This window comes from Devosia sp. ZB163 (assembly GCF_028613635.1).
Classification (GTDB): Bacteria; Pseudomonadota; Alphaproteobacteria; order Rhizobiales; family Devosiaceae; genus Devosia_A.
This window is the reverse complement of the sequence record NZ_JAQRMY010000001.1, coordinates 467094-489611: the sequence shown is the minus strand read 5'-3', so window position 1 is coordinate 489611 and position 22518 is coordinate 467094. Positions and strand designations below refer to the sequence as shown.

Here is a 22518-nt window from a genome sequence, read left to right as displayed (position 1 = left end):
ACGTTGGGTACGCGGAGATCAATGCGCGAGGCCTGCTGCCACATGCTGTCAGCAGTACCGTGTGTCAGGCCTTCGCCAGCGCCGCCGCCTTTTCGGCGAGGCCGGCAAACACCGTCCAGTTGCGCTGCGTCATGCGGGCGCCGAGGCGCTTTTCGATGTTGAGCTTGCTGGTGCTGACGCCCTTGGGGTAGGCGACGACCAGGTGCGCCCCCACGGCTGTCACCAGCTCCGGCCCGTCCCAGTCGAGCACCGGCGCCCAGTCCGGCGCCTTGTGGAACGAGCAGACGCCGAGCTCGCTCGGGCGCTCGGCCGCCACCTCGGGGAACGGGTTGGCGCTCACCACCGCCGCCATGGCCGTGGGCGTCAGCACGAACACCTCGTTGGCCGGCCCGAGCCCGAAGCCGTCCACCGCGCCCTGCACGATCTTCCGCGCCTCAGCGAGGGTGTGGCCGGTGCGGAAGATGACGTTGCCGGTATTGCCGACGATCGAGACGTCCTCGAGCCCGGCGGCGGCGCAGGCATCGCGCAGCGCCGCCATCTTCATTTTGGCATGCGTCACCGGCCCGATCGCCCGGATCAGCGCGACGCAGACCGCCATCAGGCGATCTCGATATCGACCCGGTGGCTGTAGTCCCGGTCGGGACCATAGATGATCGAGGGGAAGTGCGGGTGGTTCACCGAATCCGGCAGGCCCTGGTCCTCGAGGCAGAAGCCGCAATGGTGGCCGAAATGCTTGCCTTCGGCCGACGCATCGGTGGTCACCGAATTGTAGATCTGGAGGCCCGGCTGGTCCGTCCGGAGCTTCAGCGTCAGGGCCTTGTCGGGGCCGGTGACCACGGCCACCGGATCCTCGAAGCGGCGATCGGAGGCGAGGACGACATTGCCGTCATAGTCGATCGGCTTGCCGGCGGCGTCGCGCATCGTGCGGCCGGCGCGGAAGTCCCACACGGTGCCGTCGACCGGCAGGATGGTGCCGGTCGGGATCAGCGGGCCCCCGAGCTCGGTATAGGCGCTGGCGTTGACCTTGTAGGTGTGGTCCAGCACATCCTTGCCGGTGCCGAGGTTGAAATACTGGTGCTGCACGACGTTGATCGGCGTGCGCCGGTCCGCCTTGGCGGCGATGTCGAGCCGCAGGGTGTTCCCCGTGAGCGTGTAGGTGGCGGTGAACTTCACATTGCCCGGAAAGCCCATCGCGCCATCGGGAGAATCGAGCGTGAAGCTCACGGCGTTGTTGGCGCTGTCGGCCTCGCCGTCCCACACCAGCCGGCCGATTCCTTCGGGCCCGCCATGCAGCGTGTGGGTGACGAAATTGCTCGCGAGCTTGTAGGTCTTGCCGTCGAGGGTGAAGCTCGCGTCCTTGATGCGGTTGGCGACGCGCCCGGCGAGCGAGCCGAAATAGGGCGAGGCCGTGGGATAGGAATCGAGCTGGTCGAAACCGAGGACGACCGAGCGGAGGCCGCCGGCGACCGGAACGCGCCAGTCGCGCACCGTGACGCCCCAGGAAATGAGGTCGACTTCGACGCCCGTGTCGCTCTTGAGCTTGAACTGATCGACCCGCTTGCCCTCGAAGCTGCCGAACGCTTCCACCGCGACGCTCATTGCCGAAAACTCCTCTTTTGTGCGACGGGTTGATAGCCGCATTCGTTTGAGAGCGAAAGCGGGGGAGGCAAGATGGACGAAACCAGACGCCGCGCAACGGTGCATGACGTGGCCCGCGAGGCCGGCGTGTCGCTCGCTACCGTCGACCGGGTGCTCAACGGCCGGCCGGGGGTGCGCAGCGAGACAGCCGAGAAGGTGGCCGAGGCGATCAAGGCGCTCGATTTCCGCCGCGACCTCTCCGCGTCGCTGCTGGCGCGCGCCCGCGATCTCGGCGTCAGCTTCCTCATCCCCGACAACCGCAATGAGTTCATGCTGCGGCTGATCGATGCGATCGAGCGGCGCGCCAGCCAGAGCAAGGGCGAACGCCTGCGGATCGACACGCAGCGCGTCCACGCCTTCGATCCGGCCGCGCTGGCGACAGCGCTCGGCGCGCTCGATCCCAAGTCCTGCGACTGCGCCGTCGTCGTCGCCACCGAAGATGACGTGGTGCGGCGCGCCATCGACCAGGCCCACCGCCGCGGCATCGCCGTGGTGACGCTGGTGTCCGACCTGCCGGGCTCGGCCCGGCGGCATTTCGTCGGCATCGACAATCACGCGGCGGGCCGCACCGCGGCGTCGCTGCTGGGGCGGTTCGTCCGGCCCGGGCCGATCGGGATCATCGCCGGCTCGCTCAGCCTCGCCGACCACCACCAGCGGCGCGAGGGTTTCGAGGCGGTGCTGAAGTCGGAATTCGCCGGGCACGAGATCGTCGGCCCCTTCGAAGGCTTCGACGACGACGCGCGCACCGAGGCGGCGGCGGCCGAACTGCTCAGCCGTCCGCTCGCCGGCATCTACAACCTCGGCGCCGGCAATGACGGGCTCATCCGGGCGCTCGAAAGCTCGGGCCAGGCAGGCAAGGTCCGCGTCGTCGCCCACGAGCTCACCGCCGCCACCCGCAAGGGGCTGGCGAGCGGGGCCATCGACGTGGTGATCGACCAGAACCCGGATGGCGAGATCGCCGCGGCCCTTGCCATCGCACGCAGCCTCGCGCTCGGGCAGGACGACGGGCGCCTCCTCGCCCCCATTGAAATCGGCCTCTATCTGCGCGACAATCTGCCAAAGGGCTAATCAAAACAGATCGCCCGGGGAGGACTGTCCGATGGTTGGCTTGTCGCGTCTTGAGGTACGTGCCTCATGACCTATCTCGGCATCGATATCGGCACCTCCGGCGTCAAGGCGCTGCTCCTCGATCGCGACGGCAAGCCGATCGGCGAGGCCACGGCGAAGGCCGTCGAGCCGGTCCGTCCCCACCCCGGATGGTCGGAGCAGAACCCGGCGGACTGGTGGAACGCAACGCTCGAAGCCGCCGACAAGCTGGCGCGGGCGCACCCCGCGGAGATGGCGGCGGTGCGGGGTATTGGCCTCTCCGGTCACATGCACGGCGCGACCCTCCTCGACAAGAACGACCAGGTCCTCCGTCCCTGCATTCTCTGGAACGACGGCCGCTCGGCGGCGGAGTGCACCGAAATGGAAGCCGCGCTTCCCTCGCTGCGCGACATCGCCGGCAACATCGCCATGCCCGGCTTCACGGCGCCCAAGATCGCCTGGGTTCGCAAGCACGAGCCCGAGATCTATGCAAAGATCGCCAAGGTGCTGCTGCCCAAGGCCTATGTCCGGCTGCTGCTGACCGGCGAGCATGTCGAGGAGATGTCGGATGCCGCGGGCACGCTGTGGCTCGACGTCGCGAGGCGTGATTGGTCGGACGACCTGCTCAGGGTCACCGGCCTCGACCGCTCGCACATGCCGCGCCTCGTCGAGGGCTCGGCGCCTTCGGCCGCACTGAAGCGCGAGTTCGTCGATCGCTGGGGCATGTCGGGCGAGGTGATCGTCGCGGGCGGCGCGGGCGACAACGCCGCGGCGGCCTGCGGCATCGGCGCGATCCAGCCGGGCGAGGGCTTCGTGTCGCTCGGCACATCCGGCGTGCTGTTCGTCTCCAATGACCGCTTCCGGCCCAACACCAGGGGCGCCGTCCACGCCTTCTGCCATGCCGTGCCCAGGACCTGGCACCAGATGGGCGTGATCCTCTCGGCGACAGACAGCCTCAACTGGCTGGCCAGGATCACCGGGCAGGACCCGGCCAAGCTCGCCGGCGCGGCGGAGGCGCAGTTCGAGGGACCGGGCGAGGAAATCTTCCTCCCCTATCTCAGCGGGGAGCGCACGCCGCACAACAATGCCGGCGCGCGCGGCAGCTTCGTCGGCCTCAGCCACTCGACGGACACCGCGAAGCTGGCGCAGGCCGTGATGGAGGGCGTCGCCTTCGCCTTCCGCGACTGCAAGCGCGTGCTCAACGATGCCGGCACTGATCTCGGCCGGCTGATCGCCGTGGGCGGCGGCTCGAAGTCCGAGCTCTGGCTCAAGCTGATCGCCACCAATCTCGATACCGAGATCGCCATCACCGACGAGGGGGATTTCGGCGGCGCGCTCGGCGTTGCCCGGCTCGGCCTCTGTGCCGCCGAAGGAGCCGACCCCACCGAAATCATGCAGAACCCCGCCATCAGGCGGGTCATCACGCCCGATGCGTCGCTCGCCGACGCCTATTCCCGCCAGTACGAGCGCTATCGCGCGCTCTATCCCGCCATCGAGGAGGCACGCCGGTGACTGACTTCTTCAAGGGTTTCAGCCCCGTCAAGTTCGAGGGCCCGCAAAGCGCCAACCCGCTCGCTTATCGGTTCTACAACAAGGATGAACTCGTCCTGGGCAAGCGGATGGAGGATCACATCCGCCCTGCGGTCGCCTACTGGCACACGTTCGCCTGGGAGGGCGGCGACCCGTTCGGTGGCCGTACCTTCGATCGCCCCTGGTACGACAAGGGCCTTGAAGGCGCCAAGCTCAAGGCGGATGTCGCCTTCGAACTGTTCGACCTGCTCGACGCGCCTTTCTTCTGCTTCCACGATGCCGACGTCGCGCCGGAGGGTGCGAGCCTCAAGGAGAGCAACAAGAACCTGCGCACCATCACCGACATCTTCGCCAAGAAGATGCAGAGTTCGCGCACCCGGCTGCTCTGGGGCACGGCAAACCTCTTTTCCAACCGCCGCTACATGGCGGGCGCCGCCACCAACCCTGACCCCTATGTCTTCGCCTATGCCGCCGGGCAGGTGAAGGAGATGCTCGAGATCACCCATGAGCTTGGTGGTGCCAACTATGTGCTCTGGGGCGGCCGCGAGGGCTACGAAACGCTGCTCAACACCCGCATCAAGCAGGAGCAGGACCAGGCGGCGCGCTTCCTGTCGCTGGTCATCGACCATGCGAAGAAGATCGGCTTTCAGGGCCAGCTCTTGATCGAACCCAAGCCGCAGGAGCCGACCAAGCACCAGTACGACTACGACGTCGCGACGGTCTATGGGTTCTTGAAGACCTACGGCCTCGAGAAGGACGTGAAGGTCAATATCGAGGTCGGCCATGCCTTCCTCGCCGGCCACTCGTTCGAGCATGAACTGGCGGTTGCCGGCGGGCTGGGCATCCTCGGCTCGGTCGATGCCAACCGCAACGACCTGCAATCGGGCTGGGACACCGACCAGTTCCCCAACAATCCGGGCGAGATGGCGCTGGCCTTCTACCAGATCCTCAAGGCCGGCGGCCTCGGCAAGGGCGGCTTCAACTTCGACGCCAAGGTGCGCCGCCAGTCGATCGATCCGGCCGACCTGCTCTACGGCCATATCGGCGGACTCGACGTCCTCGCCCGCGGCCTCAAGGGCGCGGCGGCAATGATCGAGGACGGCACCTTCGACAAGGCCCAGGACGCGCGCTACGCCGGCTGGAACGAGAAAGGCGCGGCCGCCATGCTGAAGGGCGAACGCACCCTCGAGCAGATCGCCCAGTGGGTGGAAGCCGAGAACATCAACCCGCAACCGAAATCCGGCCAGCAGGAATACCTCGAAAACCTGGTCAACCGGTTCGTTTGATGACCTCCGCAGCTTCGGCGATCGCCTTCTCCCCTTGTGGGAGAAGGTGCCCGAAGGGCGGATGAGGGGTTCTGTCCGCCAACTCGTCGCCCGTCGCTTCGCTCCGGTCGCGCAGACTGCCGTCTGCCGACCCCTCATCCGGCGCTTCGCGCCACCTTCTCCCACAAGGGGAGAAGGCATCCCGACTGCTAGCTGAGTGTTACATGCCCACCATCCGCAATCCCATACTCCCCGGCTTCAACCCGGATCCCTCGATCCTGCGTGTCGGCGACGACTACTACATCGCCACCTCCACCTTCGAGTGGTACCCGGGCGTGCAGATCCATCACTCGAAGGACCTCGCCAACTGGGAGCTGGTCGCGCGCCCGCTCACCCGCAAGAGCCAGCTCGACATGCGCGGCGACCCCGACAGCTGCGGGATCTGGGCCCCGTGCCTCACCCATGACGGCGAGCAGTTCTGGCTGATCTACACCGACGTCAAGCGCAAGGACGGCAACTTCAAGGACGCGCACAACTACCTCGTCACCGCGCCCTCGATCGAAGGTCCGTGGTCCGACCCGGTCTACATGAACTCGTCGGGCTTCGATCCCTCGCTGTTCCATGACGACGACGGCAGGAAGTGGTTCGTCAACATGCTGTGGGACCATCGCGCCCGCCCGCTGCGCTTCGCCGGCATTGCGCTGCAGGAATACGATCACAGCCAGCGAAAGCTCGTCGGCCCGGTCAGGAACATCTACCAGGGCACCGAGCTCAAGCTCGTCGAGGGCCCGCACCTCTACAAGCGCAACGGCAAGGACGGCCGCCCCTGGTACTACCTGCTGACCGCCGAAGGCGGCACCGGCTACGACCACGCGGTGACCTTCGCCCGCTCGCGCAATATCGAGGGGCCCTACGAGACCCACCCGATCAAGCACGTGCTCACCGCCAAGGACGCGCCGCTCAACGAGGTGCAGCGCGCCGGGCATGGCGACATCGTCGAGACGCCTGACGGCAAGACCTTCCTCGTCCACCTGATGGGCCGCCCCACCACCCAGAAGCGCCGCTGCGTGCTGGGCCGCGAGACCGGCATCCAGGAAGCCTACTGGGGCAATGACGACTGGCTGTGGGTCAAGGACGGGCCGGTCCCATCGATCGAGGTCGAGGTGCCCGGCACGCGCGACGACGCCCCCTACTGGGCCGAGCAGCGCTACCGCTTCGACACGCTCCACCAGGACTTCCAGTGGCTGCGCACGCCCGAGACCGAGCGCATCTTCAGGGTCGGTGACAACAAGCTGACGCTGATCGGCCGCGAGTCGATCGGCAGCTGGTTCGAGCAGGCGCTCGTCGCACGCCGCCAGACCCACTTCAGCTACGATGCCGAAGTGACGGTCGATTTCTCCCCCGTCGACGAGCGCCAGTTCGCGGGCCTCACGGGCTACTACAGCCGCTACAACTTCCACTACGTGACGGTCACGGCCCATTCGGACGGCAAGCGCGAGCTGCTCATCATGAGCTCGATGGCCTCGCACCCCGATGGGAACCTGACGTTCCCCGCCGATCCCATCCCGCTGCCGCAGGATGGTCCGGTGCGGCTGAAGCTCGAGATCCGCGGGCCGAAGCTGCAGTTCTTCTACGCCGCCGGCGATACCGCAGCAGGCGGCAACTGGCAGCCGGCCGGCCCGGTGCTCGATGCCTCGCTGCTCTCGGATGAATGCGGCGGCCATGCCGAGCATGGCAGCTTCACCGGCGCCTTCGTCGGCATGGCCTGCTCCGACCTCAACGGCACGGGCAAGGAGGCGGTGTTCACCGACTTCGTCTACCGCCCGGTGCGCGACGCGACCGACCGCTACTGATCGCCGCGATGCCGGGGGAAGTGCTCGGGGCCACGCCAGCCCCGGGCCTCTTTCCGTCAGGCAGCCATTGGCCACTATTGGTGAGCGCTGCCATCGTCCTGGTCGCGGCCCTCACCTCGGTCATGATGTTCCGGCGGACGGGATCGGCGAGCGCCTAAGCAAAAGGGCCCGGATCGATCGATCCGGGCCCTTTCCAACTGTCTGGTGCTGCCGATTACTCGGCGGCGGGCGCGTCCTCGGCGGCCTTTTCCTTGCCGGTCGCCTGGTCGACGACCTTCATGGAGAGGCGGACCTTGCCGCGCTCGTCGAAGCCGAGCAGCTTCACCCACACCTTGTCGCCTTCCTTGACGACGTCGGTGGTCTTGCCCACGCGCTGGTCGGCAAGCTGGGAGATGTGGACGAGGCCGTCCTTGGCGCCGAAGAAGTTCACGAACGCGCCGAAATCGGCGGTCTTGACCACGGTGCCCTGGTAGATCTGGCCCACTTCGGCTTCGTCGGTGATGCCCTTGATCCACTTGATGGCAGCGTCGATCGCCTTGCCGTCCGAGGACGAGACCTTCACGGTGCCGTCGTCGTTGATGTCGATCTTGGCGCCGGTCTTCTCGACGATCTCGCGGATCACCTTGCCGCCGGTGCCGATCACTTCGCGGATCTTGTCGGTCGGGATGGTGATGGTCTCGATGCGCGGAGCGAACTCGCCCACCGTGGCACGCGAGGTGTCGAGCGCCTTGGCCATCTCGCCCAGGATGTGCTCGCGACCGCCCTTGGCCTGTCCGAGGGCGACCTTCATGATCTCCTCGGTGATGCCGGCGATCTTGATGTCCATCTGCAGCGAGGTGATGCCGTCGGCAGTGCCCGCAACCTTGAAGTCCATGTCGCCGAGGTGATCTTCGTCACCCAGGATATCGGACAGCACGGCGAAGCGGTCGCCTTCGAGGATCAGGCCCATGGCGATACCGGCCACCGGCTTCTTCAGCGGAACGCCCGCATCCATCAGCGCCAGCGAGGTGCCGCAGACGGTCGCCATCGAGGACGAGCCGTTCGACTCGGTGATCTCGGAGACGACACGGATGGTGTAGGGGAAGTCTTCCGCCTTCGGGCGCACCGGGTTGATGGCGCGCCAGGCGAGCTTGCCGTGACCGATTTCGCGACGGCCGGGCGAGCCCATGCGGCCAGCTTCACCGACCGAGTAGGGCGGGAAGTTGTAGTGCAGCATGAAGTTCACCTTGTTGGTGCCTTCGAGGCTGTCGACGAACTGCTCGTCGTCGCCGGTGCCGAGCGTGGCAACGACGAGGGCCTGGGTCTCACCGCGGGTGAACAGGGCCGAGCCGTGGGTGCGCGGCAGGATACCGACTTCCGCCACGATCGGACGGACCGTGGTCAGGTCACGGCCATCGATACGCGACTTGGTGTCGAGGATGTTCCAGCGGACGATCTTGGCCTGGAGGTTATGGACGACTTCGGCCAGGTCTTCCTTCGACACCGTGCCGGCTTCGATCTGGGCGGCGAAGTGCTCCTTGACCTTGGCGTTGGCGGCATCGACCGCAGCGTAGCGCTGGGCCTTGTCGGTGATCTTGTAGGCAGCGCGGAGATCGGCCTCGGCAACCTTCAGCACTTCGGCTTCGAGCGCCGAGTAGTCCGGCGGCGTGAAGTCGCGCGGTTCCTTGGCGGCGAGTTCAGCCAGCTTGATGATCGCGTCGATGACCTTGCGCGAGGCTTCGTGACCGAACATCACGGCGCCGAGCATGATCTCCTCGGAGAGCTCCTGGGCTTCCGATTCCACCATCAGGACGGCGTCCTGGGTGCCGGCCATGACGAGGTCGAGCTTGGATTCAGAGCGACGGTTGACGTCGAGGTTGAGGACGTACTCACCGTCGATGTAGCCGACGCGGGCAGCGCCGATCGGGCCCATGAACGGCACGCCCGAGATGGTCAGTGCCGCGGAGGCGGCCACCATGGCGAGCACGTCCGGGTTGTTTTCCATGTCGTGCTGCAGAACGGTGACGACCACCTGGGTCTCGTTCTTGTAGCCTTCGGGGAACAGCGGGCGGATCGGACGGTCGATCAGGCGCGAGACCAGGGTCTCGTTCTCGGTCGGACGACCTTCGCGCTTGAAGTAGCCGCCCGGGATCTTGCCGGCGGCGAAGTACTTTTCCTGATAGTTGACCGTCAGGGGGAAGAAGTCCTGACCGGGCTTGGGCGACTTGGCCGAAACGACGGTCGCGAGCAGCACGGTCTCGCCGAGGGTGGCGAGCACGGCGCCGTCTGCCTGGCGGGCGATCTTGCCGGTCTCGAGGGTGAGGGGCTGGCCGCCCCAGTTCAGCTCAACTTTGTGGTAGTCGAAGTTGATGGGCATATCGTTGTCTTTCCATTCTGCCGGAATGAGCGGGAACGCGGAGGCGTAGCCACCCCGCGAACTCATCCGGTGTGCCAGCCGCGCGCCGCACCCCATGTGCGACCGCAGCCCAAAATCGGCACGGTTCGGCGCTGACTCCCGGCATATTCTGTGGTCGCGCTCTCGAACCGGAAAAGTCTCATGACTTTTCCTGATCACGCTCCCGCGGCCGGGGCGGAACATGGACAAGACGATGAGCCGCTCATTTTCCTGGGAGGGAGGTGCCCACTGGCACCGTGAGCGGCCGATGATCTCGCCATGCTCCGCGTAGTTCGTCAGCCTACGCAACACCCGGCATCCGGCCGGGGCAAAGGATCGCGAGGCGTGCCTCGCGACCAAGTTCGATCGACCCTGCCTTAGCGGCGGAGGCCGAGGCGCTCGATCAGCGCCTTGTAGCGCGTCTCGTCGTTCTTCTTGACGTAGTCGAGAAGGCGACGGCGCGTCGAAACCATCTTCAGCAGGCCACGACGGGAGTGGTTGTCCTTGTTGTGGCTCTTGAAGTGCTCGGTGAGATTGGCGATGCGTTCGGAGAGGATCGCGACCTGGACTTCGGGCGAGCCCGTGTCGTCCTTCTTGGTCGCAAAGTCCTTGATGAGCGCAGTCTTCCGCTCTGCGGTAATCGACATCGGCTAGGTCCTTTCAAATAGAGGATCATCGGGACGCTGCCACCCGGGATGTCGTCCAGGTGGAGCCATGAGAAGTGCCGGCAAGCCGGAACTTGGCGCGCTCTATAGGGGAAAGGGGCAGGAAATGCCAGCTAATTGTCCGCCGGGTCCCGCTCTTAGGCCTCGGCCCGGCCGTTGAGCGTGTCCGATGGATCGAGCGAAGCGAGCGGGATGGTGAAGCGCCAGGTGATGCCGCGTTCGTGCACTTCGCGGTTCACTTCGCCGTTGAGCGAGCGGCCGACCATGTTCTCGAGCACCGTGGTGCCGAAGCCGCGCCGGGGCTGAATGACGCCGGGCGTGCTGCCCGTCTCATGCCAGGTGAAGGCGACAGCCTCGCCCTCACGCTTCCATGTAACCGAGAGCCGTCCGCCCTCGCGGGCGAAGGCGCCGTATTTCGCCGCGTTGGTCGCCAGCTCATGGGCCGCCATGCCCAGGATCTGCGCCGCCTGGGCGTTGAGCCGCAGCGCCGGGCCCTCGACGACCACCTGCTTGCCATCGACCGGGCAGAACGGGTCGATCTGGCTGACCATCAACTCCTTGAGGTCGACGCCGGCGACGCCGTGGGCGAGCAGCAGGTCGGTGGAGCGGGCGAGCCCGAAGATGCGCCGCTCGAAGCTCTGGACGAACTCGGGCACGGTATCGGCGCCGCGGGCCGTCTGCTTGGCCATGGCGGCGATGACCGTCATCTGGTTCTTCGATCGATGCGCCAGCTCGCGCATCAAGAACCGCACCTCGGTTTCGGCGGCCTGCCGCCGCCGCGACGCATCGCCGAGCGCAGCGGAGACGGTCTCGATCTCCTCGATGGGGAAGTGCCGGGCCTCCACGGGCTGGCCGGCGCCCAGCCGCTTGGCATCGGCCTCGAGCCCGTGGACCGAGCGCCCGATCTGCAGGCTCACGCCATAGACGACGAGCACGACCAGCGCCGCGAGCAGCACGCCGCCGGCGAGCAGCGACCAGAAAGCATCGGCCAGCGGCTGGGCCACCACGTTGCGGTCGGCCCAGGCGACGAGCGTCCAGCCGGTGAGCAGCGACTGCTGGGTGACGACGAGGTAGTCGGTGTTGCCGTCGCGGACGTTGCGCCAGCCGGCAGCCGAGCCGAGCTGGTCCAGCGGCAGCAGGTTGAAGGCGTCGCCGGTGGCGCCGCCGTCGCCCGTGGTGGCGATCATCACGCCCTTGCGGTCGACGAGCGCGACGTGCCAGCCCTCGGGCATGCGGCTTGCGAGCAGCGGCATCGAGAGCTGGCTGGCGGAACGGCTGAACCCCAGGATCAGGGGCTCATTCCCGGGCGGGAAGATGGGCAGGAGGATGTTGACCACCCATTGCTGGGAGACACGGCCGAACACGGCATCGGAAACGACGACCTCATGCGTCTCGAAGGCCTTCTTTGCCGTCTCGACGTCGCCGATCGGGGTGACCTTCTGCTCCGATATCGGCACGCGGGTCGAGAGATCGGAGGTGAAGTCGGGGTGGATCAGGTAGACGTACGAACCGGTATCGGCGAGGGCCTGGCTGACCCGCGCGTGGAAGGCGGGATAGTCGGCAGGCTCGAGCGGCGGGGTCGTCGCGAGAACGCGCAGCGTCGTGACGTTGGCGTTGATCTCACGGTCGACGGCCTGGACGATGGCGCGGGCATTGCCGGTGATCAGGGTCTCGACCACCCGCTCCTGCGCCTCGTTGTTTCGCTGCAGCAGCACGGCCGAGAAGATGAAGGCCGGAACCAGCGCGACGAGCGCGAGGACAAACAGATAGACGGCGATCGGACGCGCGACGCGCGTACGCTTGCTAGCGCCGGTTTCAGCCGAACCGGACCCGTCAGCCATCAACTACTCCGGCAGACATACGCCCGGCCCCTAGGAAAACTTCAGCCCTTAAACGCCAGGTTAGCCTGTGAGTTGCAACAGGTTGAAGAAAAATTAGCCGTTGATGACGCGCTGGGGCTTGAACTGTCCCATCTCGACGCGGCCGAGCGCAACGGCGACGCCGCCCGAGCTGGCCCAGCACTCCTCGAGCGCGATGGGCGCCGCGCGGCCGGTGAGCAGAACCGGGTTGCCATGACGGACGACGCTGACCTGATCCGGCGTTAGGCGAATTTCGGGCAGCAGAGTCAGGCCTTCGCTGATGGGCAGGAGCAGGCCGTCACGATCGGCGGCGGCTTCCAGCGTGGCGAGGTCGACGGCGCGAACCGTCGTGAAGGGACCAACGGCGGTGCGCCGCAGCTCGACCACATGGCCGAACGTGCCGAGGTGCCGGGCGAGATCGCGGGCGAGCGCACGCACATAGGTACCCTTCTCGCACGACATCTCGAGCTCGCTCGTTTCGCCGCGATGCGCGATGAGCTCCAGCGTCTCGATGAAGACCGGGCGGGGGGCGAGTTCCACGGTTTCGCCGGCGCGGGCAAGGTCATAGGCGCGCTCGCCGTCGATCTTGATCGCCGAGAAGGCGGGCGGAACCTGCATGATCTCGCCGGTGAAGCGGGGCAGCGCAGCCCGGATATCGGCTTCGGAAGGCCGGGCGGTCGAGCTGTTGCTGACTTCACCCTCGATGTCGTCGGTCGTGGTCTGCTCGCCCCACTTGATGGCGAAGCGGTAGACTTTCTTGCCATCCTGCACGGCGGGGACCGTCTTGGTGGCTTCGCCGAGCGCGATGGGGAGGATGCCGGTGGCCAGCGGGTCGAGCGTGCCGGCATGGCCGGCTTTCTTGGCGCCGAACAGCCAGCGGATCTTGCCGACCGCCTGGGTCGAGGTCATGTCGTAGGGCTTGTCGAAGATGAGCCAGCCGGAGACGTCGCGCTTGGGGGATTTGGCCTGGGACACTGGATATCGAACCTGTCGCATCCCGCCCCTTCGGGGGAGGGATTGATGGTGGGGGTGCAACTCGCGCCGGGCATGGGGTTTCACCCCATCCTTGACCCCTCCCATCCGGTGAAGGAAGGCGACTACGAGCGTCGGTGCGTTCCTCGCGGAAGCGCTAGTCTTCGTCGTCGTCCCTGATGTCGCGCTGCACGCGGTCGGAGCGCAGCAGGGCGTCGATCTTGCCGAACTCCTCGAAGGTGTTGTCGACGAAGAAGCGCAGGTCGGGAGCGAACTTCAGATCAAGATCGGGGGCGATACGGCCGCGGATGAAGCGGTGGTGCCGGTTGAGCGCCTCGACGACTTCCTCGGCCCCCTCGCCACCCAGCGGCATGATGTAGGCGTTGGCGAGCTTCAGGTCCGGCGTCATGCGGACTTCGGGCACGGTGATGACCTTGCCTTCGAGCAGCGGATCTTCGATCTCGCCACGCGCGAAGACCTGCGCCAGGGCATGGCGCACCAGTTCGCCGACGCGCAGCATGCGCTGACTGGGACCGGTGGGCTTGTGGGTGTCGCGTTTCATCTGCCCGAGTTAGGCGCTCCACGCGGCGGCGTCAACGGTGGGATGACCAGACCTTCTCGATCCGCCGGCGTCAGCTTCGGCGGAATGACGACCGCGGACGAAGCCTTGCCCTCGATCAGCCGCTCGAGCCCGTCGAGCAGCCGCTCCAGTCCGAAATCGAAGGCGAGGTCGGGGTCGCCCAGCCCGTAGAGTTCGCCGACCACCGGCCCGACCCGGTTTGCCACCGGATAGGGCGAGAAGTCGATGGTCTCGAGGAACGGCGCGATGGTGTACCACCACTCGTCGTCGCTCTTGCCGGTCTGTTCCTTGACCATATGGGCGCGCGCCACGTCGCGCACCGCGCCATGCACGTAGTTGGCGACCATGGTGACCGAGAGGTCCATCTCGACTTCGCTCAGGCCGATGCCGTCGAAGGCGCTGAGGAAGACGTCATAGGCGCGCATGGTGTTGGGCCCGAGCACCGGACGATGCGTCCCCACCTGCAGCACCCAGGGATGGCGCAGGTAGAAGGCGCGGAAGGCACGCGCGACGAACGTGACATTGGCCCGCCACTCGGCCGGATCGAAGGCCGGATTGGCCGGCGTATCCTCGCCGGGCGGCGACGCCACCGCATCGAGCATCAGGTCGAGCAACACGGCCTTGTCGGGGATGTGTGTGTAAAAGCTCATCGGCGAGATACCCACCGCCTCGGCGACCCGCCGGGTCGAGACCGCGTCGATCCCGTCGGCATCGGCGATGGTGACGGCGGCCGCCACCAGATCGGCGACGCTGACCCGCGACTTGGGCCCGCGCCGGGGCGCCGGGGCCTTGCCCCACATCAGTTCCAGCGTCCGTACGGGATCGCCCCGTCCGGCAATTTCCTCGGCCATCCGGCCTCCAAAAATACTCTTTACAGTGTACAGGATTAGGTCTATCCAAACTTCGTACACTGCACAACGTTATACGCACTGCCCGCGAAAGTCGAGATATCCCTTCGGGTATCCGGCGAGCGGCGTGTCGAAATCCAGCCTGCTGACACGTCATGTCAGCAGGGCTGGCTAGGTTTGTCCAATGAAGCGAACTGAGGAGTGGAGCGATGATTCATGCGCGGGGACTGAAGCGCAGCTTCAAGACCAAGGAGGGCGTCGTCGAGGCCGTGCGCGGCCTCGATCTCGACGTGGCGGAGGGCGAGCTCGTCGCTTTCCTCGGCCCCAACGGCGCCGGCAAATCCACCAGCGTCCGCATGCTGACAACACTCCTGCCGCCGACCGAGGGCGCGGCGAGCGTTGCCGGCCACGACGTGCTGCGCGAGGCCGACGCGGTGCGCCGCCGCATCGGCTATGTCGGCCAGGGCGCCGGGGCCGGCGGCTACAACAAGCTGCGCGATGAACTGCTGACGCAGGGCGCGGCGCAGCGCATGACCGGGGCCGCCGCGGCCCGCCGCGCCGACGAACTGATCGGCATGCTCGAACTCACCGGGCTCGAAAGACGCACCGGCATGAGCCTGTCCGGTGGGCAGAAGCGGCGCGTCGATATCGCACTCGGACTGATGCACAGCCCGAGCGTGCTGTTTCTCGACGAACCCTCGACCGGGCTCGACCCCCATAGCCGCGCCAATCTCTGGGAGCACATCGTCAAACTGAGGAAGTCCACGGGCATGACCATCTTCCTCACCACCCACTATCTCGACGAGGCCGATCAGATGGCCGAGCGGGTGATGATCATGGACAACGGCCAGGTCATCGCCAACGACACGCCGGAGCGGCTCAAGGCCAACCTCGCCGGCGACCGCATCACCATCGATGCCGACAACGCGATTGTCGCCGCCGAGATCGCCGCCAACCTCCCCGAAGCCCGCGAAGTCGTCCGCGACGGCGCCCGGGTCGGGGTGACGGTGAAGGGCGGCGAAGCGGTACTGCCCGAGTTCATCCGGGCGCTGGACCAGCGCGGCGCACGCGTTCTCGCCGCCAACATCCGTCGCCCGACGCTCGACGACGTGTTCCTGGGGCTGACCGGCCGCTCGCTCCGGGAGACGGCGACATGAAGGGCCCGTTTGCACCGATACGGGGGCGGCGCGCACCAGCCGAGCAGTCCCCTCTCCCCTCAGGGGAGAGGGTCAGGGTGAGGGGTGCAGCCTCACCATCTACGCTAGCTGAGCCGCCTTCACCCCTCATCCGGCGCTACGCGCCACCTTCTCCCCTGAGGGGAGAAGCGACCCGAGAGACTTGGAGTTTCATCGATGACCTTCTTCCGTGACGTCGCGACCTCGTTCACCCGCGAGATGAAGCCGACCCTTGCCGACCCGTCCTGGATGGCGTTCGGCCTCGTGCAGCCGATCCTCTACCTCGCCTTCTTCGTGCCGCTGCTCGATGTCGGCGGCTCCACCGCCGATGCGCTGCAGTGGTTCGTGCCGGGGATGATCGTGATGCTGACGCTGTTCGGCACCGCGATGGTCGGCTGGAGCCTCACCGAGGAGCTGATGAGCGGCGTACTGGAGCGTTTCCTCGCCACTCCGATGAGCCGGCCGGCGCTGATCTTCGGCCGCTCGCTGAAGGAGATGTTCCCCCTCGCGCTGCAGGCGCTGGCGCTGATCCTCCTCGCCTGGCCGTTCGGGCTGCAGCTCCATCCGATCCAGATGCTGTTCGGGCTGGCGCTGCTCGCCCTGTTCGGCGCCGGGGTCGCGGCGCTCTCCTATGCGCTCGCCATCGCGGCGCGGCACAACACCTCGCTGTTCTACATGGTGAGCCAGTCGGTGGCGCTGCCGCTGATGCTGCTGGGCGGGGTGCTGCTGCCGATCGAGAACGGGCCGGGCTGGCTTTACATCGCCAGCCGCTTCAACCCGCTGACCTATCTCGTCGAAGCCGAGCGGGCGCTGTTCGCCGGCGAGCTGTTCACCACCACGGTGCTGTGGGGCGTCCTGATCGCCGCCGGCACCGCCGTCGTCGGCCTCAGCATCGGCGCGAAAGCGATCCGCAAGGCGAGCCTCTAGGGTCGGCGCGTGTGGCCACCCCCACCCTTGATCCCTCCCCACAAGGGGGAGGGAGACGACTGAACCGGCGGTGCAAAGTGCGCCTCCCTCCCCCTTGTGGGGAGGGACTGAGGGGTGGGGGTGCACCAGGCACCGGCTTGACGGGGACCCCCACTCGCCTTATTCAACCATTCGGTAAATTACCAAAGAGGATCTGCATGTACGGCTCGATCAGGATCCGCGGCGCGCGGGAGAACAATCTCAAGAACGTGTCGCTCGATATCCCGAAGCGGAAGATCACCGTGTTCACCGGCGTCTCCGGTTCCGGCAAATCCTCGCTGGTGTTCGGCACCATCGCAGCGGAAAGCCAGCGGCTGATCAACGAGACCTACCCCGCGTTCGTCCAGCAGTTCATGCCGCATTACGGCCAGCCCGATGCCGACGAGCTCGAGAACATTTCGGCCGCCATCATCGTCGACCAGCAGCGGCTGGGCGGCAATTCGCGCTCCACCGTCGCCACCGTCACTGACGCGGCGCAGATGCTGCGGGTGATCTTTTCGCGCGCCGCGGAGCCTAGGCTGGGCGCACCGGGGCTCTATTCCTACAATGACCCGCGTGGCATGTGCCCCGACTGCGAAGGCATCGGCCAGGTCGCGGCGATGGACATGAGCGCGGTGCTCGATGAGAGCAAGTCCCTCAACCAGGGTGCCCTGCTGCCCAAGGATTTCGCCGTCGACAGCTGGTGGTGGGAAATCTACGCCAATTCCGGCCTGTTCGACATGGACAAGCCGGTCGGCAAGTTCACCGCCGAGGAGCGCGAGAACCTCCTCAACCTCGACGACGGCCGCAAGATCAAGGTCGGCAAGATCGGCCTCACCTACGAGGGCGTGGTCGCCAAGCTGAAGAAGGGGCTCGGCTCGAAGGACCCCGAAAACCTGCAGCCGCATGTCCGCGTCGAGTACGACAAGATCTTCACCCGCGCGACCTGCCCCGCCTGCAAGGGCGCCCGGCTCAACGCCGCGGCGCTGAGCAGCAAGGTCAACGGCAAGTCGATCGCCGAATGCTCGGCCATGCAGGTCTCCGACCTCGCACCCTTCGTTCGTTCGATCGACGCCCCCTCGATCAAGCCGATGATCGAGGCGCTGGCGGCGCGGCTCGAGAACCTCGTCACCATCGGGCTCGGCTATCTCAGCCTCGACCGCGAAAGCTCCACCCTCTCCGGCGGCGAAAGCCAGCGGGTGAAGATGGTGCGCCACCTCGGCTCGTCGCTGACCGACATCACCTATGTGTTCGACGAGCCGAGCGTCGGGCTCCACCCGCACGATGTCGGCCCGCTCGCCGGGCTGATGCAGCAGCTGCGCGACAAGGGCAACACCGTGCTGATCGTCGAGCACAAGCCCGACATGATCGCCATCGCCGACCACGTGGTCGACATGGGCCCGTTCGCCGGCAGCAAAGGCGGCGAGATCGTCTACGAGGGCGATTTCGACGGGCTGCTGAAGTCCGGCACGCTCACCGGCAACCACATGAAGAAGCACCAGCCGATCAAGACCGAGGGGCGCAAGGCCGACGGCGCGCTGAAGATCGCCAACGCCAGGACTAACAACCTCCGCGACGTGTCGGTCACCATCCCCAAGGGCGTCCTCACCGTGGTGACCGGCGTCGCCGGCGCCGGCAAGAGCTCGCTGATCCAGGGCTCGCTCCCGGCGGCCTACCCGGACACGGTGATCATCGACCAGAACCTCAACCGCGGCTCGTCGCGCTCCAACACCGCGACCTATACCGGCATCCTCGACACCGTCCGCAAGGCCTTCGCCAAGGCCAACGGCGTCGACGCGGCTTTGTTCTCGGCCAACTCGAAGGGCGCCTGCCCCGACTGCAAGGGCCTCGGCGTCACCTACACCGACCTCGCCCACATGGACCCGGTCGCCAGCGTCTGCGAGAGCTGCGAGGGCAAGCGCTTCACCGAGGAAGTGCTGCAGCACAAGCTGCGCGGCAAGGCGATCAGCGACGTCTACGAGATGAGCGTCACCGAGGCGCTCGATTACTTCACCGAGCCGGCGATCGCCAAGATCATCCGGGGCCTCGACGACGTCGGCCTCGGCTACCTCACCCTCGGCCAACCGCTCTCGACCCTCTCGGGCGGCGAACGCCAGCGCCTGAAGCTCGCCGCGGAACTCGGCAAGTCCGGCAATATCTACGTGCTGGACGAACCCACCACCGGGCTCCACATGAACGACGTGGACACGCTGATCGGCCTCTTCGACCGGCTGGTCGACGCCGGCTCGACGGTGATCGTCATCGAGCACAATCTCGACGTGATCAGCCGCGCGGACTGGGTCATCGACCTCGGTCCGGGGGCCGGGCACGAAGGCGGCAACGTGGTGTTCGAGGGGACACCGGCGGGGTTGAAGGGCGCGAAGGGGAGCCTCACGGGCGCAGCGCTGGCGGCGCGGGGGTAAAATGGATCGATGAGAGAGACGGCCCCCTCCCATCCTCCCCCATGAAGGGGGAGGTGAAGAGTCGAGGCTGTGGCTTGATGATGCCAGACACACCGGCAGGGCACCTCCCCCTTCATGGGGGAGGATGGGAGGGGCCGTCTGCTTCAGTCAGCCCCCAACCGCCTCCAGCCTCACCACCTCCTGCAATTCCTTCGCCCGCGCCTGGAACGCCTCGGCATCCACTGGCCAGGTCTTGGGCTCCGACGGATCGAACGCCGGCCCCTTCCATTCCTGGTAGACCATGGCGACGCCCTCGTCGGTCTTCCTGAACACCGCGACCATCACCTCGCCCAGCCCCTTCAGCGCGCCGGTCTCCTTGTAGGCGCCGCAGACCATGCCGAGCGCCGGGAACTGCTCGGCCGTCTCCTCGCCGAAGTTGAAGAAGCCGATCGCATCCTCGCGGCAGATCTGGGAGTAGCCGTACATGGTGGCGCGCCGGTAGTCGTCGAGGCTGCGGCCGGGATTGAGCGTCAGGCGGGCGGCATAGGTGGTGCGCCAGTCCTTTACGCTCTGGCCCTTGGGGAAGAACTCGACGAAGGCCTGTGCCGCATCGGCATAGGTGGTGGATTCCACCAGCGGCAGAATATCGGGCTGCAGCCGTTCGGTCGGCGTGAGCCAGTCGGGCGTGGGCAGCACGAACCGGTGCCCGAGCGCGGTGAAGGTAAGGTTCACGCCATCACGGCCGACCGCTGGTTCCTGGGCGAGGGCAGGCGTAGCGGCCACGAGGGCCAGGGCAAGCAACAGGGCGCGCATTCGATCCTCCACGAAAGCGCGCGGAACCTATGCGCGCGTGGCTGAGGAGTCGAGGGGCCGCCTCCCGGTGCCGATACCGTACTCCCCCGGTGAACATCACCACCAATGCCACCACGAGCTCCTACCGTGCGGCGGCCCGCCTCCCTCCCCCTTGAGGGGAGGGATCGAGGGAGGGGGTGGTCCTGTGATCACCGATGGACCCCCACCCCCCAACCCCTCCCCTCAAGGGGGAGGGGAGCCGATGCTCACCGATCATTCCATCCACCGGCTGTCATCCCTGCGAAGGTAGGGATCCATCCCCGGCGCCGGCCTGCCTCCCTCCCCCTTGAGGGGAGGGACCGAGGGAGGGGGTGGTCCGGCGATCACCGACGGACCCCCACCCCCAACCCCTCCCCTCAAGGGGGAGGGGAGCCGACCGATGCTCCCGCCAGGGCAAGGACCCGCGGATGGCGGCGGCGACCTCGGAACTGGCCCGCTACCGGTACCCCGCCGCCTGCAGCTCGAAGAGCTCGGCATAGCGCCCGCCATTGGCCATGAGCTCGTCGTGGGTGCCCTCTTCCTCCACCTTGCCGTCGGCGAGGACGACGATGCGGTCGGCCATGCGCACGGTGGAGAAGCGGTGCGAGATCAGCACGGCGGTCGTCCCCTCGGCGAGATTCTTGAAGCGCTGGAACACCTCGGCCTCGGCGCGCGCATCGAGCGCGGCGGTGGGCTCGTCGAGGATGATGATCTCGGCATCGCGCATGTAGGCGCGGGCGATGGCGAGCTTCTGCCACTCGCCGCCCGAGAGGTCGTGTCCTCTTGCGAAGGTGCGACCGAGCATCTGGTCATAGCCCTCGGGGAGCTTCCTGATCACCGCATCGGCAAGGCTCTGCGTGGCGGCCGCGACGATGCGCTCGCGATCGGCTGCGGCCTCGATCCGCCCCACCCCGATATTGTCCGACGCCGAGAAGCTGTAGCGCAGGAAATCCTGGAAGATGGCGCCGACATGGGTCCGGAGGTCGGCGAGGGCGAACTCGCGGATATCGATGCCGTCGATGGTGATCCGCCCCTCGTCGGGGTCGTAGAGCCGGGTGAGAAGCTTGACGATGGTGGTCTTGCCGGCGCCGTTCTCGCCGACCAGCGCCAGCGTATCGCCCGCGGCGACAGTGAAGCTCAGGTTCCGGATGGCCCAGGTTTCCGAGCCCGGATAGCGGAAGCCGACATTGTCGAAGACGATGCCCTCCCGGAGCGGCGTCGGGAAGGGCCGCGGCTTTTTGGGATCGACGATACCGGGCTTGATCTCGAAGAAGCCGAAGAGGTCGTCGAGATAGAGCGACTGCCCGGCGATCTGGGTGAAGCCGATGAGGATCTGCTGCAGGTACCCGTTGAGCTGGTTGAAGCTGCCCGACAGGAACACCAGCGTGCCGATCGAGAACTCGCCATGGAGCGTGCGCCAGACGATGTAGGCGTAGGCGGCGTAGTAGGTGAGGGTCGAGATCGAGGCGAGCAGTCCCGTCTGCAGCGCACGCCGGATCGACAGGTTCCTGTTCTCGATGAGGATCTGCTCGCTCAGCACCTTGAAGCGACCGGAGAGAAAGTCGCCCAGCCCGAAGAGCTTGATCTCCTTGGCGCTTTCGGCGCTGGCGCCGATCTGGCGCAGGTATTCGAGCTGGCGCCGCTCGGGCGAACGGGAGTGCGAGATCCAGTAGGCGAGGCGGTTGAACTTGAACTCGCCCCATACGGCCGGGATCAGCGCCAGCGCGAGGAGGCCGATCAGCAGCGGGGCATAGATGAAGAGGCCGGCGGCGAGCGCGATGGCGGTGATCATCGCCTGCGCCTGCCCGAAGAGCTGCGAGATGACGGTCGAGCGGCTCGAGGCCTGGCGGCGGGCACGCTCGAGACTGTCCTGGTACTCGGACTGTTCGAAATGCTTGAGGTCGAGATTGGCCGCATGCTGCATGAGCTCGAGGCTCACGGCATTGGAATGGCTCTCGCCGAGAATGTTGTCGACGACGTTGATGGCGCGGTTGAAGGCATCGCGGGCGAAGACGAGCACGAACTCGCCGGCGAGCAGCAGCATCAGGTAGTTGAGCCGGCCGCTTTCGAGCCAGTCGCCGAGAGCCGGTCCGGGAACGCCGAGGCCGGTCTGGTGCACCACCTCGTCGATGATCAGCTTGGTGAACAGCAGCACCAGCGGCGGCTGGATGGCAACGACAAGGCGAAGCGCGATCGACAGCGAAATCAGCCAGGGGCTGGTGCGCCACATCTGCGCAAACAGCCGCCCGAGATGGCGAAAGGTCTTCAGCCGCTCGCCTTTGTCGAAGGGCAGGGCATCAGGGATGTCGGGGCCATTCAGCCCGCGTCCCCCGCCACCCCTGCCGCCGACTCCACGCATTACAGATACTTAGGGGAGCTGGAACCGGTTCTCAACCTGCACTGATGGCGAGAAGCCAGGACGCGGACCTCTGGCTCGAGGTAAGGGCTCGTCAGGCTGGAGAGGAGGTCGGCGGTGAGGCTGGCGACGACAGCAG

17 protein-coding genes are annotated in these 22518 nt (G+C 66.7%); 7 read left to right on the top strand and 10 right to left on the bottom strand.

From position 1 onward, the window contains the following. Nucleotides 1–64: 64 nt before the first annotated feature. Nucleotides 65–598: a DUF1697 domain-containing protein gene (locus tag PRN20_RS02390; RefSeq protein ID WP_273955451.1), complete on the bottom strand. Its 534-nt coding sequence runs from the start codon at nt 596–598 to the stop codon at nt 65–67. Continuing rightward, entirely contained in the window at nt 598–1599 is a 1002-nt protein-coding gene (locus PRN20_RS02385; RefSeq protein ID WP_273955450.1) for an aldose epimerase family protein, read from the bottom strand. The genes PRN20_RS02390 and PRN20_RS02385 overlap by 1 nt, the downstream gene beginning before the upstream one ends. Before the next feature lie 72 nt (nt 1600–1671). Here PRN20_RS02385 and PRN20_RS02380 point away from each other — a divergent pair, with 72 nt between their 5' ends. From PRN20_RS02380 to PRN20_RS02365, 4 genes are all read left to right on the top strand, one after another. Then, nucleotides 1672–2706 carry a LacI family DNA-binding transcriptional regulator gene (locus PRN20_RS02380; RefSeq protein ID WP_273955449.1) on the top strand — a complete coding sequence of 345 codons (1035 nt, stop codon included), beginning with the start codon at nt 1672–1674 and terminating at the stop codon, nt 2704–2706. Nucleotides 2707–2772: 66 nt separating this feature from the next. Continuing rightward, complete coding sequence (gene xylB / locus PRN20_RS02375; protein WP_273955448.1) at nt 2773–4236, top strand: xylulokinase; 1464 nt, start codon at nt 2773–2775, stop codon at nt 4234–4236. Continuing rightward, a complete protein-coding gene (xylA, locus tag PRN20_RS02370; RefSeq protein ID WP_273955447.1) occupies nt 4233–5540 on the top strand; it encodes a xylose isomerase in 1308 nt (435 codons plus the stop codon). The genes xylB and xylA overlap by 4 nt, the downstream gene beginning before the upstream one ends. A 203-nt stretch (nt 5541–5743) precedes the next feature. Next, nucleotides 5744–7372 (top strand): glycoside hydrolase family 43 protein, encoded by a 1629-nt coding sequence (locus PRN20_RS02365; protein WP_273955446.1) that lies wholly within the window; start codon nt 5744–5746, stop codon nt 7370–7372. Between the two features lie 214 nt (nt 7373–7586). Here PRN20_RS02365 and pnp read toward each other — a convergent pair whose 3' ends face one another. The 6 genes from pnp to PRN20_RS02335 all read right to left on the bottom strand — a co-directional run bounded on the left by pnp (nt 7587) and on the right by PRN20_RS02335 (nt 14673). Next, nucleotides 7587–9728, bottom strand: coding sequence for a polyribonucleotide nucleotidyltransferase (pnp, locus tag PRN20_RS02360; protein WP_273955445.1), 2142 nt, complete (start codon nt 9726–9728; stop codon nt 7587–7589). A 395-nt stretch (nt 9729–10123) separates the two neighbouring features. After that, nucleotides 10124–10393, bottom strand: a complete 270-nt coding sequence (gene rpsO / locus PRN20_RS02355) for a 30S ribosomal protein S15 (RefSeq protein ID WP_273955444.1) — start codon at nt 10391–10393, stop codon at nt 10124–10126. A gap of 155 nt (nt 10394–10548) precedes the next feature. Next, nucleotides 10549–12252, bottom strand: coding sequence for a sensor histidine kinase (locus tag PRN20_RS02350; RefSeq protein ID WP_273955443.1), 1704 nt, complete (start codon nt 12250–12252; stop codon nt 10549–10551). A 93-nt stretch (nt 12253–12345) separates the two neighbouring features. Beyond that, nucleotides 12346–13266 (bottom strand): tRNA pseudouridine(55) synthase TruB, encoded by a 921-nt coding sequence (truB, locus tag PRN20_RS02345; protein WP_443112520.1) that lies wholly within the window; start codon nt 13264–13266, stop codon nt 12346–12348. A 133-nt stretch (nt 13267–13399) separates the two neighbouring features. Beyond that, nucleotides 13400–13804, bottom strand: coding sequence for a 30S ribosome-binding factor RbfA (gene rbfA, locus PRN20_RS02340; RefSeq protein ID WP_273955441.1), 405 nt, complete (start codon nt 13802–13804; stop codon nt 13400–13402). Continuing rightward, nucleotides 13801–14673 carry a TetR/AcrR family transcriptional regulator gene (locus PRN20_RS02335; RefSeq protein ID WP_273955440.1) on the bottom strand — a complete coding sequence of 291 codons (873 nt, stop codon included), beginning with the start codon at nt 14671–14673 and terminating at the stop codon, nt 13801–13803. Before PRN20_RS02335 ends, rbfA begins: the two co-directional genes overlap by 4 nt. 206 nt (nt 14674–14879) lie before the next feature. Between PRN20_RS02335 and PRN20_RS02330 the strand changes: the two genes are divergently transcribed. The 3 genes from PRN20_RS02330 (at nt 14880) to PRN20_RS02320 (ending at nt 19213) form a co-directional block, all read left to right on the top strand. Continuing rightward, the gene (locus PRN20_RS02330) at nt 14880–15827 is read left to right on the top strand and encodes an ATP-binding cassette domain-containing protein (protein ID WP_273955439.1); all 948 of its coding nucleotides are present in this window, start codon (nt 14880–14882) and stop codon (nt 15825–15827) included. A 195-nt stretch (nt 15828–16022) separates the two neighbouring features. Further along, complete coding sequence (locus tag PRN20_RS02325; protein ID WP_273955438.1) at nt 16023–16772, top strand: ABC transporter permease; 750 nt, start codon at nt 16023–16025, stop codon at nt 16770–16772. 197 nt (nt 16773–16969) lie between these two features. Continuing rightward, nucleotides 16970–19213, top strand: coding sequence for an excinuclease ABC subunit UvrA (locus PRN20_RS02320; protein WP_273955437.1), 2244 nt, complete (start codon nt 16970–16972; stop codon nt 19211–19213). A 147-nt stretch (nt 19214–19360) separates the two neighbouring features. Here the strand turns inward: PRN20_RS02320 and PRN20_RS02315 are convergent, their stop codons facing one another. Both PRN20_RS02315 and PRN20_RS02310 read right to left on the bottom strand, forming a co-directional pair. Further along, the gene (locus PRN20_RS02315) at nt 19361–20005 is read right to left on the bottom strand and encodes a hypothetical protein (protein WP_273955436.1); all 645 of its coding nucleotides are present in this window, start codon (nt 20003–20005) and stop codon (nt 19361–19363) included. Nucleotides 20006–20480: 475 nt separating this feature from the next. Further along, nucleotides 20481–22382, bottom strand: coding sequence for an ABC transporter ATP-binding protein (locus PRN20_RS02310; protein ID WP_273955435.1), 1902 nt, complete (start codon nt 22380–22382; stop codon nt 20481–20483). Nucleotides 22383–22518: the final 136 nt, after the last annotated feature.